This is a genomic window from Ruminobacter amylophilus, assembly GCF_900115655.1.
GTDB lineage: Bacteria > Pseudomonadota > Gammaproteobacteria > Enterobacterales > Succinivibrionaceae > Ruminobacter > Ruminobacter amylophilus.
Genome location: NZ_FOXF01000006.1, coordinates 87,203 through 103,159, shown reverse-complemented (window position 1 = coordinate 103,159; position 15,957 = coordinate 87,203). Strand labels below are relative to the sequence as shown.

Annotated in this window: 13 protein-coding genes; 8 read left to right on the top strand and 5 right to left on the bottom strand. The window is 43.2% G+C overall.

Annotation, left to right across the window (positions count from 1 at the left end):
* Positions 1–671: 671 nt before the first annotated feature.
* Positions 672–1,103 (bottom strand): DUF7698 family protein, encoded by a 432-nt coding sequence (locus BMY80_RS03055; protein WP_093140803.1) that lies wholly within the window; start codon positions 1,101–1,103, stop codon positions 672–674.
* A gap of 99 nt (positions 1,104–1,202) precedes the next feature.
* Entirely contained in the window at positions 1,203–1,550 is a 348-nt protein-coding gene (locus tag BMY80_RS12535) for a hypothetical protein (protein ID WP_245730027.1), read from the bottom strand.
* 183 nt (positions 1,551–1,733) lie between these two features.
* On the opposite strand from BMY80_RS12535, the gene BMY80_RS03045 reads away from it, so the two are divergent.
* The 3 genes from BMY80_RS03045 to BMY80_RS12675 all read left to right on the top strand — a co-directional run bounded on the left by BMY80_RS03045 (position 1,734) and on the right by BMY80_RS12675 (position 2,574).
* Positions 1,734–1,922 carry a hypothetical protein gene (locus BMY80_RS03045; protein ID WP_143066439.1) on the top strand — a complete coding sequence of 63 codons (189 nt, stop codon included), beginning with the start codon at positions 1,734–1,736 and terminating at the stop codon, positions 1,920–1,922.
* Positions 1,923–2,059: 137 nt separating this feature from the next.
* Positions 2,060–2,374: a hypothetical protein gene (locus BMY80_RS03040; protein ID WP_093140797.1), complete on the top strand. Its 315-nt coding sequence runs from the start codon at positions 2,060–2,062 to the stop codon at positions 2,372–2,374.
* Positions 2,375–2,424: 50 nt separating this feature from the next.
* Positions 2,425–2,574 (top strand): flagellin, encoded by a 150-nt coding sequence (locus BMY80_RS12675; protein ID WP_281242264.1) that lies wholly within the window; start codon positions 2,425–2,427, stop codon positions 2,572–2,574.
* A gap of 85 nt (positions 2,575–2,659) precedes the next feature.
* Here BMY80_RS12675 and BMY80_RS03035 read toward each other — a convergent pair whose 3' ends face one another.
* Together BMY80_RS03035 and rlmD are read right to left on the bottom strand one after the other, a co-directional pair.
* The gene (locus BMY80_RS03035) at positions 2,660–3,244 is read right to left on the bottom strand and encodes a DUF1349 domain-containing protein (RefSeq protein WP_157617815.1); all 585 of its coding nucleotides are present in this window, start codon (positions 3,242–3,244) and stop codon (positions 2,660–2,662) included.
* 321 nt (positions 3,245–3,565) lie between these two features.
* On the bottom strand, positions 3,566–4,915 hold the full coding sequence (gene rlmD / locus BMY80_RS03030; protein WP_093140795.1) for a 23S rRNA (uracil(1939)-C(5))-methyltransferase RlmD: 1,350 nt from the start codon (positions 4,913–4,915) through the stop codon (positions 3,566–3,568).
* A gap of 311 nt (positions 4,916–5,226) precedes the next feature.
* Here rlmD and BMY80_RS03025 point away from each other — a divergent pair, with 311 nt between their 5' ends.
* On the top strand, positions 5,227–5,616 hold the full coding sequence (locus BMY80_RS03025; protein ID WP_093140793.1) for a (deoxy)nucleoside triphosphate pyrophosphohydrolase: 390 nt from the start codon (positions 5,227–5,229) through the stop codon (positions 5,614–5,616).
* A 110-nt stretch (positions 5,617–5,726) separates the two neighbouring features.
* On the opposite strand, the gene BMY80_RS03020 is transcribed toward BMY80_RS03025, so the two are convergent.
* The gene (locus tag BMY80_RS03020; protein WP_093140791.1) at positions 5,727–7,181 is read right to left on the bottom strand and encodes an SEL1-like repeat protein; all 1,455 of its coding nucleotides are present in this window, start codon (positions 7,179–7,181) and stop codon (positions 5,727–5,729) included.
* Positions 7,182–7,924: 743 nt separating this feature from the next.
* On the opposite strand from BMY80_RS03020, the gene BMY80_RS03015 reads away from it, so the two are divergent.
* The 4 genes from BMY80_RS03015 (at position 7,925) to BMY80_RS03000 (ending at position 15,844) form a co-directional block, all read left to right on the top strand.
* Positions 7,925–8,803 carry an NAD(+) kinase gene (locus BMY80_RS03015; RefSeq protein WP_031578013.1) on the top strand — a complete coding sequence of 293 codons (879 nt, stop codon included), beginning with the start codon at positions 7,925–7,927 and terminating at the stop codon, positions 8,801–8,803.
* 330 nt (positions 8,804–9,133) lie between these two features.
* Positions 9,134–10,807 (top strand): DNA repair protein RecN, encoded by a 1,674-nt coding sequence (gene recN / locus BMY80_RS03010; protein ID WP_093140786.1) that lies wholly within the window; start codon positions 9,134–9,136, stop codon positions 10,805–10,807.
* Between the two features lie 2,068 nt (positions 10,808–12,875).
* Positions 12,876–13,364: a hypothetical protein gene (locus tag BMY80_RS03005; RefSeq protein WP_093140783.1), complete on the top strand. Its 489-nt coding sequence runs from the start codon at positions 12,876–12,878 to the stop codon at positions 13,362–13,364.
* A gap of 143 nt (positions 13,365–13,507) precedes the next feature.
* A complete protein-coding gene (locus tag BMY80_RS03000) occupies positions 13,508–15,844 on the top strand; it encodes a S8 family serine peptidase (protein ID WP_143066437.1) in 2,337 nt (778 codons plus the stop codon).
* The last annotated feature ends 113 nt before the right edge of the window (positions 15,845–15,957 follow it).

Below are 15,957 nucleotides of genomic sequence, written 5' to 3'. Positions count from 1 at the left end.
AAGCAACCAAAAAATGGACCATGCCTCTAAGAAACTGGGGAGTAATCTACGGTGAATTTCAGATAATGTATGAAGGCCGATTACCAGACTGATTTCCGGTATGAACAAAAGACGGAAGCTGAAACTTCCGTCTAGGAATTATTTTGTTTTTTAATAAAAATAGTTAAATTTCAATAGAAATAATTGACTATTTTATTTATAAAACATAAATCTTGACTTATAAAAACAAACAGGTAATATTAATAACACCAAAGCAGTAACCGGAAGGTCACTGCTTTAAAAAATTCTCAGGATGTTTTTCTATTTACAGAAAGATTTTCACATACTCATTTTTTATTCCATCATATTGGTCACCTGTTATGCCATGATGTTTGCAGCGCTGATCTTCTTTGTATTTTTGGTGTTGTGGCGGTAATATGCCCTAAACATGCAAAGATATGCTTCCAAGTACTCCACTTGGTGGTCAGCACGGCTCTGCCTACCCTGGGTCATTCCGCCGGAATTTCAGAAAGAACATCTTGAACCAGTCCCACTCTGAAATCAACGTTGGAAACACCGTTTAACAGGTCATTTTTCCCTGCATTATCAATAGCCTCAGGAAACACACTCGACACCAAATACAAAAAAAAGGAGGCCGTCAGACCTCCCTGAACTCTCAATTTGCCGTCATCCTACACTCTGAAAAGGTAGCCGTGGGCTTTCTCGTGCTCATCGCTGTCCCACTTGGTGAAATGGCTGTTGATCTCAACCAGTCCCTCAAGGGTGCATCCGGCCTCCTTGAAAAGCCATGCGGTTTCCACTGCGTGACTCCATCCGGAGGAAAAGGTGAACCTTTCGATTCCGTTCTGCCTCATGGCTTCAATCAGCTTTGCCGCTTCGTTGTCCCAGACCACTTCGCTTATGTCGAGGTAATCGTTGCCGCTGTCCCGTGAAACTTCGTACTCGTTAAAAAGGCGGCAGGCAGCGTTGCCAAGTTCCTTGAGTTCATCCCATACTGCCTTGTAGGCGGATCTTGCAGCGTTCTTCTCATCCTCGTTCTTTGCTATGTCGTAGGCGTTCTTTGCATCCCTGATGCGGTTGTAAAAGTTCTCGAAAGCGTTCATGTTTAACTCCTTGAAAAATGTACCTTCGTGTTCGTTTTGTTGTGTTCATATTCGCTCTGAAGGTACACTATAGCAAGTCAATAAACCCAGTATTTTCAACTATTTACAAGGTTTTTTGCCGAGCTTTTCATGAATGATTTCGAGAACTTTTTCCTGCTCTTCGGGAGAGATTCCGATGGCTTCAAGTGACTCTCTGGTACCGCAGTCCGGGCAGATTGGAGTATTGTCATCCTTTCGGGAAAGAGCCGGAACTTCGGTGTAGGTTTTGCCGCAGAGCGGGCATACTTTCGGTTCGTTCTTATCAGTCTTCATGCTGTTATCCTTTATGATGAAATTCAAATCTTTAACCCCGGCGGTGCGGAAGTTTTGCGGCTTACCGTCATCCGCCTTACGGTGTTCATATTTGCTCTTAATGCACACCTTATCAAGCAACTTAACGAATGGCATCGGAACACTCGTTGCCAGGTTCCTAACAAACACGGTATTTTAATCAGATGTCCCGATTGTAACAAATGCTCAGCCTGTCCTTTTGGTGTAAAACCAGAAGCTAGGCAGTTAACCGTAGTCAACTATGGCGAGCCGGAAGAACTGACTGGTGGCATCTCTGAAATGGATGACATTGAAACTGGAATGGATCTAGAAGTCATCTCTAAGGAGATTAACAGTAAGGATCCTAAAGCTGGCAGAGTGTTTGATCTGTGCGCCCGCCAAGGATACTCATTGGATGACATCGCAATAATGGAAGGCTTGACTGAACGACAGATGCGCTACATCAAGAATAAGATTAAACAATTCGGGGTAAGTATGACGACCGTATAAGTTGTTCTTCCGGAATATAATTCATTCTCGAAAGTGGTGCTGCGGTTTGGAACTGCGGCACCGCTGTTTTATTAACTTGCTATACCTTCCACATAGAGCGTATATGTTAACAGCAAAACAATAGAGGATTACGCGCTATGTTCTACATTGATTTCACTACCCCGGAAGGCAAAACCTACCGTATTGATGTTTCCAAGAATCCTGTTCTCTACAAATGTCCTATCTGTGGAGAGATTTCAATCTACAAGTTTGATCCGACCAGTGAAGACTGTTGCATTCCCTGCACAAACAACAGGAAGCGTATAAAACTGGAGGAATTTAGGGAATTGGAGAAAAAGAGGGAGGAAGATGAATTTAGGAGGAAGTGGCTTCGCACCCATTCGACAAAATTACGCAATCATGGAGAGATGCACAAGGTTACCAGGATAGAAAAGCCAAAACGCCTGTCTTAGTCTCCAAGGAAAGTTTGAGAAACATCTGCGGTGTCATCACCAGCTAGCCGGTGAATCAGAATTTCAGTTTTACCCATAAAGCGGGTCTCACAGAAAATGCTGAAATGACAAGGCAGAACATTCTCCAACAGGTATCAACGAGCATTTTAGTCAATGCCAATCAAAAGAATGAGATTGTACTGTCTCTGTTGCAAAAATAAGAGTCCCTAACTTCTTCTAATTTTATAGGCTCGTAGGATCCTTATTAACTTAGTCGCAGTAAGGAACTACGGCACTGCCTTATTTTTAATCAGGCTGTTGGCCATCGTGAGCTTTCCACGCACACTCTGTTATCTGCATATTCGTAAATACTGCTTTGAAACAGGAATTCTCCGGACTGCAGGCATATATACCAAAGGAGATCTTTCCTCCTCCTTTCCACATGTGGCAGATCCTCATTTGTGAGTAATTATTGCCATCTGTAGAGCATTCGATGCAATAGTCATCCTCCCTGCGGCTGAATCTGTACCACATAGTCTTCACATCTGCAGAAATTGTCGTTGTCGCCCAATCAGAATATCCGTGATTAGTGACAACGGAGCCGAGATGCTGAAAGTTTTCATTTTCATATTCCACGGAGCCTTTCAGCCAATTCTCAGAATCAAGGTACATCACGATACCGCACTGATCAAAGCGATGTTTACTTCCTGTAAATTCTGTCTTTACGATAAATGAAAAGAACTTTTCCTCGGTCTCTACTTGAAGCACAGGTGCATTATCATTACGAAAATGATAATAGGTCTGTTGCCATAAATCCGTGTTTGGAATTGTCGTGATTTCAATTCTGTCGGATTCAATCTTGTATTCCTTCGGCTCTCTTGTCCATTTCATATTTTCTAACCGAATATCCAACACTTGCTCCTTAGGAAACTTGAACTCCGTGTTCTTAACACACCTATGCGATACCTCGTTATCTAAAGTACCGATGACAGAGACATTCGCAGTCAACTTGCTCTCCCTATCAGGAGAGTTTCACATTGTACTCCGAAAAAAGTAAAACCGTAGCCACAACCCTACCGCAATAATAAAACCGTAGCCACAACCTCTGTATCTCTTGGCTAAAGTGTATTTTCAGATACAGCCCAAAATGCCTTTTTACCCTCTTTTGTTCAAAAACACAAAACTCGCCAACCCCTTGATTTTACGGGCTTTTCAGCCGTTCTGTTTTTCCCTTGACAGTAACACCACCGTCTCGACGTGCAATGTATGCGGGAACATATCCACGGCTATAAGTTTATCGATCTTATAACCGCAGGCTGAAGCCTCCGCCATATCTCTGCACTGTGTTTTAGGATTGCATGAAATATATGCGATTCTGTCAATTCCTGCAGATGAAAGAGCTTTAAAAACCCCCGGGGCACACCCTTTTCTTGCCGGATCCAGAACGGCTTTTGTCAGTCTGTGTCCCTCTGAAATAATTTCAGGGAGTACCTTTTCTACAAGCCCCACTCTGAAATCTACATTGCTGATACCGTTGGCTTTTGCATTACTATTGGCATTGTCGATGGCTTCCTTTACACATTCCACGCCGTAAACCATGCGACATTTTCCGGCAAGATAAAGAGAAATAGTTCCTATACCGCAGTACAGATCAAGGATTTCATCATCTGTTTCAGGTTCAAGCAGATCAACGGCCAGAGTATAGAGTTTTTCAGTCTGTTCGATATTGATCTGCAGAAATGAATAAGGATTTACCACAAACTTAAGATTCAGAAGTTCGGCACTTATGCAGTCTGAACCGGACAGAACTTCCATTGAATCGCCAAGTATTCTGTTACCTGAACTGTCGTTCACGGATACCAGAACATTCCTGATTCCAATGGAATTCAGTGTATTCATCAGTATTTCAACTTCTCTGAATTTTCTGTATACCACCAGCACGGCCAGCTTTTCACCGTCATCCGTACCTCTGAAAAACACATAGCGAAGTGTTCTGTCATTCTCTTCCCCTGTCTCTCTTCTGAAAGATTCGGAATTAAGAGTGTTTCTGAGGCTGGTTCTGGCAATATTTATCCATTCAGGTTCCACGGCACATTCATTTACGGAAATAATATCATGAGAATTGCGCCTGTAGAGCCCTACCTGATATTCATCATTAATTTTTTCGACTGCATAAATCGCCTTGTTTCTGTACCTGAAAGGATTATCCATTCCGACGAATCCCTGATACATTTTTTTCTCAAAAAGATTTCCCGGCAGATTTTCATACAGATCCAGCAGTTTTTTTTCCTTAAATGATATTTCGCTTTCATACCCGATATTCGTGTACGAACATGAACCGCACTGATTTGTACAGAACGGAGTACATCTCGGCACGGTCTGTTCAACAACCTGCTGCAGTCTGCCCTGAGCATATTTTTCCTTAACGTCGTAAAGTTCAGCCTTCACGACTTCGTTCGGGTAGGCTCCCCTGATAAATACTTTCAGACCTGACGGAGAATAGGCAATACCTTCACCTTCTTCAGTAAGATCCTTTACCATAAGCTGTAAAACTTCACCCATTTCTCTTTCCGTCCTAATTCTGTCCAGGGGAAACAAAACCGTTCATGCCGTAAATAATAATGATATATGCGGAATTATTCCGGTACACCGTATTCTTTTTCCGGAAGATTATAACCTCTTTACCGATTTTTCTGAAAACATCCTGCATAATTATATATAATAACGTCGCGGATAAATGTCGGCACTCTTCAGATACGATGTCCGGCAACAGTAAATGAATACTGCGACACTTTCAGTCATTCCGCAGAATTTCCGGAACCGCGGAATCTCTCCGTAATCTCCGGAACCGATAAACACAACCGGGAATATCAATGAAAACCATTAATGTAGTGGCTGCTGTTATCATAAAGGATCACAGAATTTTTGCAACACAAAGAAGTTACGGCGAATTCAAGGATGGCTGGGAGTTCCCCGGCGGAAAAATAGAATCAGGAGAACTTCCTGAAGATGCCCTCAAACGTGAGATCAGGGAAGAACTGGAAGCGGAAATCAATATTCATAACCTGCTTGATACCGTGGAATACGACTATCCGGCATTTCATCTTTCAATGAAGACGTATATCTGCTCTCTGGCCGGAAAACATCTCTCCCTGCTTGAACACAGCGATGCCAGATGGCTGTCTCCGGATGAACTGGATTCTGTAAACTGGCTCCCCGCAGACCTGAGCCTTATTGAAAAACTGAAACAGATTTCAGTTTAATCAGATTAAACCGCGGCATCCATTAAACAACCTTTCACAGGTACTATGTACCGATTCAACAAAAAAATAAGGGAGCCTCCGGCTCCCTATGTTTTTTCATATAATGACTTTTACTTAAGATTAAGCAGCTCGCTCACCTTAGCCTTCTTTTCATTGAAGTCGGTGATACCAAGACTGTCGGCCTTGCTCTTCCAGAAAGTTGCCTTACTGTTGTCCTTGTCAACACCAATACCCTTTGAGTACATTACGGAGATTGCAACTACTGCCAGTGGATAATCATTGTAGGCAGCCTGTTCAACCCAGTAGAAAGCCTTGCTCATATCCTTGGTTTCACCGCGGCCGTTTGCCACCATAACACCGATATTGAACTGAGCCGCGGCTACATCTACATCAGCGGCTTCCTTGTACCACTGGTAAGCCTTACCGTAATCCTGCTTGACACCGAGTCCGTTTTCATAGGCGTATGCCAGAGAATTCTTTGCATCGGCACTGTCATGTTCCTCGATGGCCTTCTTGAGCCATTCGATACCTTCTTCCCTTACATCAGGGGAATTGCCGGTCTTAACATAGATTTCACCGAGCTTTGACTGAGCCTTGATATGATCATGTTCAGCGGCAAGCTTGTACAGGGTAATCGCCTTTACGTTATCCTTCGGTACACCGAGACCCTGATCATACATGGTAGCCTGAATATACTGAGCTTCCAGCATATTGGCTCCTGCAGCCTTGCTGATGTAATGGAATGCGAGATTGAAATTCTTTTCTATACCTGCGGAAGGTTCGCCGTAGAGATAGATCTTACCGAGCTCAAACTGAGCCAGATGATTGTCATTGTCTGCAGCCTTCTTCAGATTTTCAACACCCTGGGCAGGATTTCTTAAGATACCGTTGCCCTGAATTCGCATCATACCGATATAGTATTCACACTCAGGATTGCCCTGAAGCATCCCCTTTTCAAACCAGGAAAGAGCATTCTGATAATCACCCTTTTCATAAAGGAGAGTACCGTAAAGCGCCTGCCCCGGAGCATAATCAGTGAAGGCAACCTTTCTTGCAAGATTGTATCCTTCCTGCTGCTGAGAAGGATCCTTCTGATTCAGCAGCCACTTGGAATATTCATACATGCTCTTAGGATCTTCCTTTTCGGCACCGATCTGGAATTCTCTGACTTCATGGTATTTATCAAGGTAGCGGAGGGCTCTTTCCTCCTTCCATACGGCAGCCTTGTCAAAATATCTGTAGCCTTCATCGAATTTTCCCTGATTAATCAGGAACAGACCCCATTCATATTCAGCATCGGTTCTTTCAGCATCCGCCGCCATGTGCAGATAACCGAGAGATTCATCAAGAGACATGATTTCCGGATTGGTGTCACCAAGCTTGTATAATGCAAACATCGCATCATCATCCTGCTTTGATTCAACCAGCTTAACCCAGATTTCCTTTGCCTCCTCAGGCCTGCCTTCCTTCAATGCCTTTACACCTTCTTCATAGGTCTTTGAAAAACATCCTGTAAGTACAAGCGAAGACAAAAGTATTAAAGAAGCAAGAGATTTAACTTTCATTTCTACGATCCCAATCCTAAATCGTTAAATATTTTATCGTAACTATCTTATTATTCTATTTTTGCACCTGTTCCTTCTTTATCCGGATGACGTCAGGATACGCATATCCATTCTGAAACAGAAAAATCAGTATTTTGCAAAAATCAGCAGTTTTACATGAAAAACATATTAATGTAACTGTACAAAACATAAAAGAATGAATATGGCATTTTGCTACCTCATCGACATTGTTGGCTCACAAATTTCTTAAAATGCGGATTCCGTGGACAAAAAGCAACCTGTTTTTCATATTTCTGCACTGCTAAAACGTATTCTCCGTGAATGATTTGAACCTCTTCACCAGCTGAATTATTTTCTGCTGAATGATGGCTGATAAAAACATCAGTTTTTCAACCGTATTACCCTGAATATTTAGGTAAATGAGACACAATATTCAATTCACGGCAGTTTTAATGTAAAACATTATACATTTTTTTAACATTTTATAAAATTATAAAATTTTTTTTGTTTTTCTGTTAAATTCAGTTTTTATCAGGCCGCAATTTATACAATCTTCAGACATAACAGGCCATAACTCTCTGAAGGAGTGCATCCGGCCGGTAAAATTAAACAAGGTTCCGTGATTTTGTGTTAAACTACATAAGGATTGGCAGACGTCTGTTTCCTTATATATGGATGACTCTGCCGTCCGGCTGTTTTTTCTCAGCAACACCGATACCAGCATAACACGAGAGATTTTCGTCATGTCAAAAGAAATCAAATCAGTGATTATTTACAGTCGCATCAATGATGAATCTGTAGTTTTTACCCTGATAGATCTCGTAAACTTTCTTGTTGAGCAGAAAATAAACGTCATTATTGAACAGTCTACCAATGACAAGCTCAGACTGAGCATGCCTACCCTTAAATTCGCAGACATGAAGGATCAGGCGGATCTGATGATCATAGTCGGCGGTGACGGCTCCATGATCAGCGCCGGCAGAAAAATAGCCATGGTTGGCGTACCGGTTCTTGGTATCAACCGCGGACATCTGGGCTTTCTGACCGATCTTGCCCCAAAAGACATACGAAAGGCTCTTTACAGCATTCTCAAGGGAGAATACGTACTTGAAGAACGTTTTCTGCTCTCAACCACCATCAAAGGCCCCAAGTGTCAGCACGCACTGGCTCTTAACGAAGCTGTAATCCACGGTGTTAAGACGGCTCACATGATTGATTTCTCAATCTTCGTTAACAACAAGTTCATGTATTCCCAGAAAGCCGACGGACTTATCGTAAGTACCCCTACCGGTTCAACGGCATACAACCTTTCCGCAGGCGGTCCGATTATCGAACCGTCTCTCAATGTTCTTTCCCTGGTACCGATGTTTCCTCATTCCATGAATCTCAGACCATGCATTCTTAGCGGTGACAGCAGCATAAAAATCTGCTTCAGAAGCAGAATCACTCCCGAGGAAATCACGGTAAGCTGCGACGGTCAGATTATCATGACTGCGGATGACCGCTGTGAAATCTGCATCGAAAAGAATGAAGTACCAATTAAAATATGTCATCCTCATACCTATGACTATTTCAAGGTACTCAGATCAAAGCTCGGCTTCGGTTCAAAACTCGTGGACTAACGTTCTGAAAGACTGACGGCCGTCCGTCATTCATTTCAATGTTTTTCACTCCCGCTCGCGACATGTTCCTTATACCTATATATATAACCGAACATCTTCACGAATAATGCGTAAAGCCTGAGATAAATCATGTCATGACGAAAGCCGCGTAACCTGCAGTGCCGTCCGTAACCGGATTCACTGAACCAAAATAACACATATAGTAATTATTTTTACCTTGTCTGATGATATTCGGAAAATTAATTGTATAATTCTCCTTAAACAGCGGCGAAAAAAACAAACGCCGGATAATCAGTATATATGTCTGAACTAATGAATTTGGGTGATTAAATGCTTGAGTCTCTCTCAATAGAAAACTATGCCGTAGTCAAGAAAGCCACTCTGGACCTTCACAGGGGAATGAGTGCCATTACAGGTGAGACCGGTGCCGGTAAATCCATTTCGGTTGACGCGCTTGAACTGGTCATGGGAGGCAGGGCCGACAGCAAATCAGTACGCAACGGTGCCAATGCCACCACCATCTGCGCCACCTTCGACCTTTCAGATTCTCCTAGAGCCCTGGGACTGCTGAAGGAATACGAACTGCTTTCCGAAGACAACGAACTGTGCATCATCAGAAGAACGATTACCAGAGACGGACGCTCAAAAGCATTTGTCAACGACATACACGTGAACACCAATATTCTCAGGGAACTTTCCGCCAGACTCCTGAACATTCATGGTCAGCACGACGGACAGCTGCTGCTCAAAAGCGAACATCAGATAGAATATCTGGACGCCTTTGCGGAGCTCGGAGATCTGCTGAGTGAGGTTGAGTCCCTGTACTACACCTATTCAAACGGGAGAGACGAGGTTAACCGTCTCGGTGAACTGCAGAAGGACATGGTTTCTGAATACAAGCTTACCATGTACCAGACGGCTGAACTCAGCAGACTTGCTCCTAAAGAAAATGAATTTGCGGAACTGTCAAATGAATATGACAGATTAAGCAATGTCCATACCCTTCTGCAGAACAGCATGAACATTCACGGACAGCTTACAGATGATGAAAACGGCATTCTGACATCCCTGAACACTCTCGTAAACAGCATGAGCGGACTGGTAAAAATGGACAGAAGTCTGAGTCCCCTGCTTCAGAATATTGAAAATGCCAGAATCCAGCTGGAAGACGCCGCCGGAGAAATCAGTCAGTACAGTTCCACTCTCGAAGCGGATCCTGAAAGACTTTCCTTTATTAATGAACGCATGACTCTTTACACCGACATGGCTCATAAATATTCCGTGACTCCGGATGAACTGTATAAGGTTCTGGAGGAGCTTCACGACAAATCCACCAGATTCACCTCCATAAAGGATGAGATTCAGGCAAGAACCGCGGAAGTTGTGGCCGCCAAGAAAGCTTTTATGGAAAAAGCTCATGAGCTGAGTGACAGACGCAGGGAAATGTCCGTGGAATTCTGCAGAAAGATCACTGAAATGCTTCATGAACTGTCCATGCCAAACGCCATGTTTGAAGTTGAGTTTTCCGAAACACAGCCTCATCCAAACGGAATTGACAGTGTATGCTTCAAATTCAATGCCAATGCCGGCATGACTCCGGATCTAATCTCCAAAACAGCCTCCGGCGGTGAAATCAGCCGTATTGCCCTGGCCATTCTGGTTCTGACCGCAAACAAGATATCGGCTCCGACTCTGATTTTTGATGAAATTGATACCGGCATAAGCGGTTTTACCGCGGCCACCACCGGCAAGCTTCTGCGCCGGCTTGCAAAGACATCACAGGTAATAACGGTTACCCACCTGCCGCAGGTTGCGGCATCAGCGCACAATCAGTACGAAGTACTCAAGAAGGATATCGATAACGAGACCTTTACTTCCATAACTGAACTTGACGACGAAGGACGTGTTCAGGAAATTGCCCGTCTTCTCGGAGGTTCGGCTATCTCTGATTCTGCTCTCGCCAACGCCAGGGAACTGCTCAGCACTCAGTCGGCTGAACAGTAATGTAACAGAGGCGGTCCGTCCGCCTTTTTCCATGAATACAGAGCCTGTTTCCGACATATTTTATCCATCAGGCAAGCCCGTTTCAGAGCATGATTTCCATCTTTTTCATTCGCACCGCTTTTTTCAGCCGCAAAAATACATTCATCCCTTATTTTTTTGTATGTATATATAGTGATTTATATCACATTATCTTGTGTTTTTATGTAATTTAATTACATGTTAATTTGATGTAAATCAAATATTATTTTTTACAATTAAACATAATCAGTATTTCTGTATACTATTTCACAGTTCAAGCAGTAACCTGACAACGTTTTCATACACATGAAAATATTTTCATGTAATTTTTTTAGGATTTTTTCAAAAAAATCTTGTATAAAATATCATCGGTAACTATCATGAGCTCCGTGAACAGGGAAATATACAGTTCACATTCAAACAAGAATAAATAATCATTAACATTTTAAGGAAAAAATAAAAATGAGATATTTTATAAAGAAAGCAAGTAACGCTACTTTAGCTCCAGTAACCCGTGAATATAACTTCAGTTACGTTAAGCAGAACTACTAATTCATCAACTTTAATTAACTGATGACTGAATTTTAATAATCCACACACACATAAAATTCATTCAATTGGTTGGCTCAAAAATTTAAACTACTCAAAACAGATTTTTAAGCAATTAGTATTTTACAAGGACGTAAACAATGAAGTATTTCATCAGGAAATCAGATTTCAGAGCTCTGGCTCCGGTAACCCGTGAATACCACTTCAGCTACGTTAAGTAACTGCAGAGGTTAAGCGATAAGGAACAGACAGTTCTCTAATCGAAAACACATTTAGGCTGTTGCAGACACCATATTGACATAAAAGGATAACTCCCCCCGGGGAGCATAATAAAAAAACAATTGATCAAACAGAAAAACGGTCTGCAATCATCAACATAACACAGAGGATAAAACTTATGACCAGTTCAATCAGTTAACCATCAGCACGCCGATGTTGTTAACCGCACTGAATAACTGAAGACGGGGAACCGGAAAGGATGCCGGTTACGGTTTTTGAGTCAATGCGGGAAATCGGTAACTTCAGGTCCTGCCTACTTATTTACCGCTGTAGACAACCGGACCTCGCATAACCCAGACGGCACACGGGCACATTGCCAGCTTTTTAATATTTCCTTCATGGGATGTGTTCTCCGTGAGATGACAATCCGGAACGCCGTTAAAAGTCCTCAAACCATTTATGCGAAGACCGTGGAATCTATTCGTTAAAGAGTCTCTGCCTCATTTCCGGACATCCTCAAGGTCCGTTAATCAGGCGGAGAGGTATGCAGGTTTTCATTAACATCAGGCTGTGCCGTACGGCAGTAAAAGGATTTACGCCTGCCGCACAGCCGCAGAGGATTATTAAGATGATACTCCCGGAAAATAACAAACTCAGAAGACCGGAGATTCCGCTGCCAAAGCACTCTCCGAACGGTACGGGTGCCCATAACATTTAACGTTAACCGTTGAATAAGGGGGTTTTCCCAGAAAACATCTTACCTTAAAACTTTATTATTTCTAAATTAGCACTTTTTTCTAAAACTCAGTTTTTTAGCTTGTGGCTGAGTTTTAGTTTTTTGCCGCTGTTATCCGGTATCTCCTTTTCCGGAAAATACGCTCCGCACAGACCTTCCATTCATGGAATGCCAACCTGTCTCTCCAGGCTTTGATAATAAAAGTCCCGCAGTCATTTATCCATTAAAAAATTATTATAATTGTTCGCATTTTTAATAATTTCAGATATAAACATCATAAAAATGTTGTGTTTTTAGACAATTTTTCAGTTATTCCTGATGAAGATTTAATCATTTTTTTGATACAGTTCTAAAAAACAGCGGAAGACACATCTCAATCTGTATCAATAACGGTCAACTTATTTTAAACTCGGTCACGTTGTCTGTAATCATCAACATTACTGATAACTAAGTTGAATATTTCATTCAGGGACGCATGCATTTTCATGCCTGCGTCAATATATTGAACATATTCATTTACAATAAATATTAAGAGAATTATGAAAAATGAAAAATAAATTAATCTCAGCTTTATCAGTGGCATCAGTACTTGCCTGTGCAGGTGCATATGCTGATGAGTTTGAAAGTAACGGACTCACCATTATTACTGATAACTTCAAAGTCGAAGATAATTTAGCCTCCAGCGGCGATAAAACAGATCAATCATTACTTATTGTCAGAGCAGAAAATGAAATAGCCTCACTCGGCGACAAAAAGGTTGTTTACGGAGAAAAGAATCCGGAACACCTGGCTTTCGTAAAAGATGAGAATGATCATAACTACATCATCACCAATAAACTTCTCGTTCAGTGCAACAAAGATGTTTACTGCATTCCTGCAGGTCTTGAAGTTTCACAAATCAGCAGCAGTATCTACGAGATTACCGTAAGAGATTACGAACAGTGGTCTGCTCTCAGGGAAGAACTGGGTAATACTGCAGGTGTCCGCAGTGTTTCACCTTCCTATGATTACGGTCTTGAACCTTCATTGAAATAGTCAGGCTCATTCCGGAATCATCCTTAACTTCAATTATTTAATATCCGGGCTTTACCAGACGGCCTTTTCTGCTGAATTATTTCAACGGAAGACCTTTTGTGCTGATAAATTCCGGAATAACAGAACAGGATTCATGTAAACAAATGAAAAATATTAAACCGAAACTCTATTTAACTTTTTTCAATGCACTGCTCATAAGTTCCCTGGCGACACTGACAGCCTGCGGCGGCAGTTCCGGCTCTGATTCAGGTTCACCAGTCAGCGATACCCAGGCCGGTGATTCATCAGCAAATGACGGCTCAGCCGGAGACGATACCGGTTCATCAGAAAATCAGAATGATGAGATTGAACTGGAACTCGGAAAGAACGATGCGGTTTCCGACACAAAGGCTGCGGCATCAGACAGTTTCACGCTGTCCCTTCTTGAATACGGAGACATGTTCACCGGAAAACCGTACATTCTGAAATACACGGTAACATCGTCTAACGGCTCAAATGTCGCCTCCGATAATTTCAGCATCACCGCCCAGTACGGTCGGTTCAGCAGAATTCATCCGCAGACCGGCAGGACCGCACCGTCCGGCCAGATCTACTATTACGTACCGGAAAGCGTACTCGGTACCACCGATAACTATTATTACTTCACCGAAAGCATCTCTCTGACGACTTCAGCGGGAAAGACTCAGAAATACCGTATGAGCGTGGGTGCAAACACTGCGGCAGGAGACACGCTGTTTACCGATCAGTGGCACATCAAAAACATCGGACAGAATCCGTTCAGCGTCAGACGCGCCCCGGTTGCCGGTATAGATCTCAATGTTATCCCCGCCTGGCATCTTACTGACAGCAGCAGCGAGCTGATTTCCGGCAGGAACGTAAAAGTCGCTGTCTGGGATACCACTGTTGATTTCAACCATGAGGATCTCGCCTCCAGGAAATACGCCCCGTCCTCAAAAGCATCATTCATTAACGGCACTCTGTCCCTCAGTGAGGTCAGACAGGACAGCGGCATTCTGCACGGAACCATGGTTTCAGGTATTATCGGTGCTGAAGCAGCAAACGGCAAAGGCGTAAGAGGTATCGCATATAACTCGAAACTTGCCTCCTACGAAGCAAACAGAACCAATGTTGCCTACCTTGCCAGAAAGAACGACCTGGATATCGCCAATGCAAGTCTCGGTCTTGACAACAGTTACGCCTACGAACCGACTCTGGAAATGTACTACCAGAGTATGTTCGAAAACGGCATTCCTCTCATCAAGGCTGCAGGGAATGAATTCGGCCGCGTAACTTTCAGTAACAGCTCCTATTACCCGCAGAAGTGCGTGAATCTGGGAATCAGCTGTCAGCTTAACCAGACATCTTCATTCAACCGCGGCAGATATCTCATCAACGTAGGCGCCATAAACTCCCTTGGTAAAAAATCCTCATATTCAACCATTGGTGCACACCTGTGGGTTTCAGGCACCGGCGGTGAATTCGGTTATACAGGTACAAGTGATTCCTCAGCGGCAATCGTAACCACCAAGTACAGCTACGATCCTTCAGACTACGACGAAGGATTCGAAAGCAGGACTCCGTGGAGGACCGCCGGCAGCACCTACAACGCCAGAAAGAACTACACTCACGTGATGAACGGTACCTCTTCAGCCACTCCATCCGTTACCGGCGTATCCTCTCTGGTTATTCAGGCCAAGCCGGACATCTCCGTTCCACAGCTGAGATATATTCTGGCCACCACCGCCAGCAACGACACCACATCCGGCTGGAGTACCCTGAAGTATTCTCCGGTTAAGGGCAGCGTAAGTGAATACGGTCAGCAGATAACCTTTGACAACGGCTGGCACTCAAATGCCGCAGGCTTAAGATTCTCAAACTACTACGGTTTCGGTGTGGTTGACGCTTATAAAGCGGTACAGAAGGCTCTGGCTTGTGATCAGGATGATTCATGTCTGAAGAGAGCCGTGCTTCCTGAAGACTATATGAGTTCCGGTTCAAATCCATGCTCTTCATCAGACGGCGGCAAAAACGTTACCTGCGTATTCACCGGATTTGTGAATACCGATAACGCCAATGACAGAAATTCATACATTGATATCGAAAACACCTCTCTGAATCTGTCATCCTTCACCTATGCCAGCGATACATCAAACAGCTACTGCAGAGCGGCATATCAGGGAAACACTCAGGGCATTGCCTATGCAAACAATCTTCTGCAGATAGAAGTTACCTCTCCTAACGGAACCAGAGCCCTGCTCAAGCCTGTATATGCAAACTGGGATTTTGACGGCAAAACCATGAGAAAGATGCTTGGTCTGTCAAACTACCGTTATGACTTCAGACTCAACATATCTGAATTCTTTACGGAAGTGGTATCAGCAAGAAGCAGCTTTACCGTTAACTTCAAGAGCAAATGCGCAATTGACGTGAACACTCTCAACCAGAACATTTACATGCTTCTCGGCGGTTACTCCAACTAGCATTCTGTTTATATAAAACAGATTCGGTCAAAACATTATTGTTCCGTACTCCGGACAATAATGTTTTTTTGCTTTCTTACGATGAATCCGGTAAAGAACAGAAAAGGCTTCCG

Coding starts and splice junctions, on each gene's coding strand:
- BMY80_RS03020 (WP_093140791.1), bottom strand. CDS start 7,181: ATGAAAGTTAAATCTCTTGCTTCTTTAATACTTTTGTCTTCGCTTGTA.
- BMY80_RS12535 (WP_245730027.1), bottom strand. CDS start 1,550: ATGCCATTCGTTAAGTTGCTTGATAAGGTGTGCATTAAGAGCAAATAT.
- BMY80_RS03045 (WP_143066439.1), top strand. CDS start 1,734: ATGGATCTAGAAGTCATCTCTAAGGAGATTAACAGTAAGGATCCTAAA.
- BMY80_RS03025 (WP_093140793.1), top strand. CDS start 5,227: ATGAAAACCATTAATGTAGTGGCTGCTGTTATCATAAAGGATCACAGA.
- BMY80_RS03035 (WP_157617815.1), bottom strand. CDS start 3,244: ATGAAATGGACAAGAGAGCCGAAGGAATACAAGATTGAATCCGACAGA.
- recN (WP_093140786.1), top strand. CDS start 9,134: ATGCTTGAGTCTCTCTCAATAGAAAACTATGCCGTAGTCAAGAAAGCC.
- BMY80_RS03040 (WP_093140797.1), top strand. CDS start 2,060: ATGTTCTACATTGATTTCACTACCCCGGAAGGCAAAACCTACCGTATT.
- BMY80_RS03000 (WP_143066437.1), top strand. CDS start 13,508: ATGAAAAATATTAAACCGAAACTCTATTTAACTTTTTTCAATGCACTG.
- BMY80_RS03055 (WP_093140803.1), bottom strand. CDS start 1,103: ATGAACGCTTTCGAGAACTTTTACAACCGCATCAGGGATGCAAAGAAC.
- rlmD (WP_093140795.1), bottom strand. CDS start 4,915: ATGGGTGAAGTTTTACAGCTTATGGTAAAGGATCTTACTGAAGAAGGT.
- BMY80_RS03015 (WP_031578013.1), top strand. CDS start 7,925: ATGTCAAAAGAAATCAAATCAGTGATTATTTACAGTCGCATCAATGAT.
- BMY80_RS03005 (WP_093140783.1), top strand. CDS start 12,876: ATGAAAAATAAATTAATCTCAGCTTTATCAGTGGCATCAGTACTTGCC.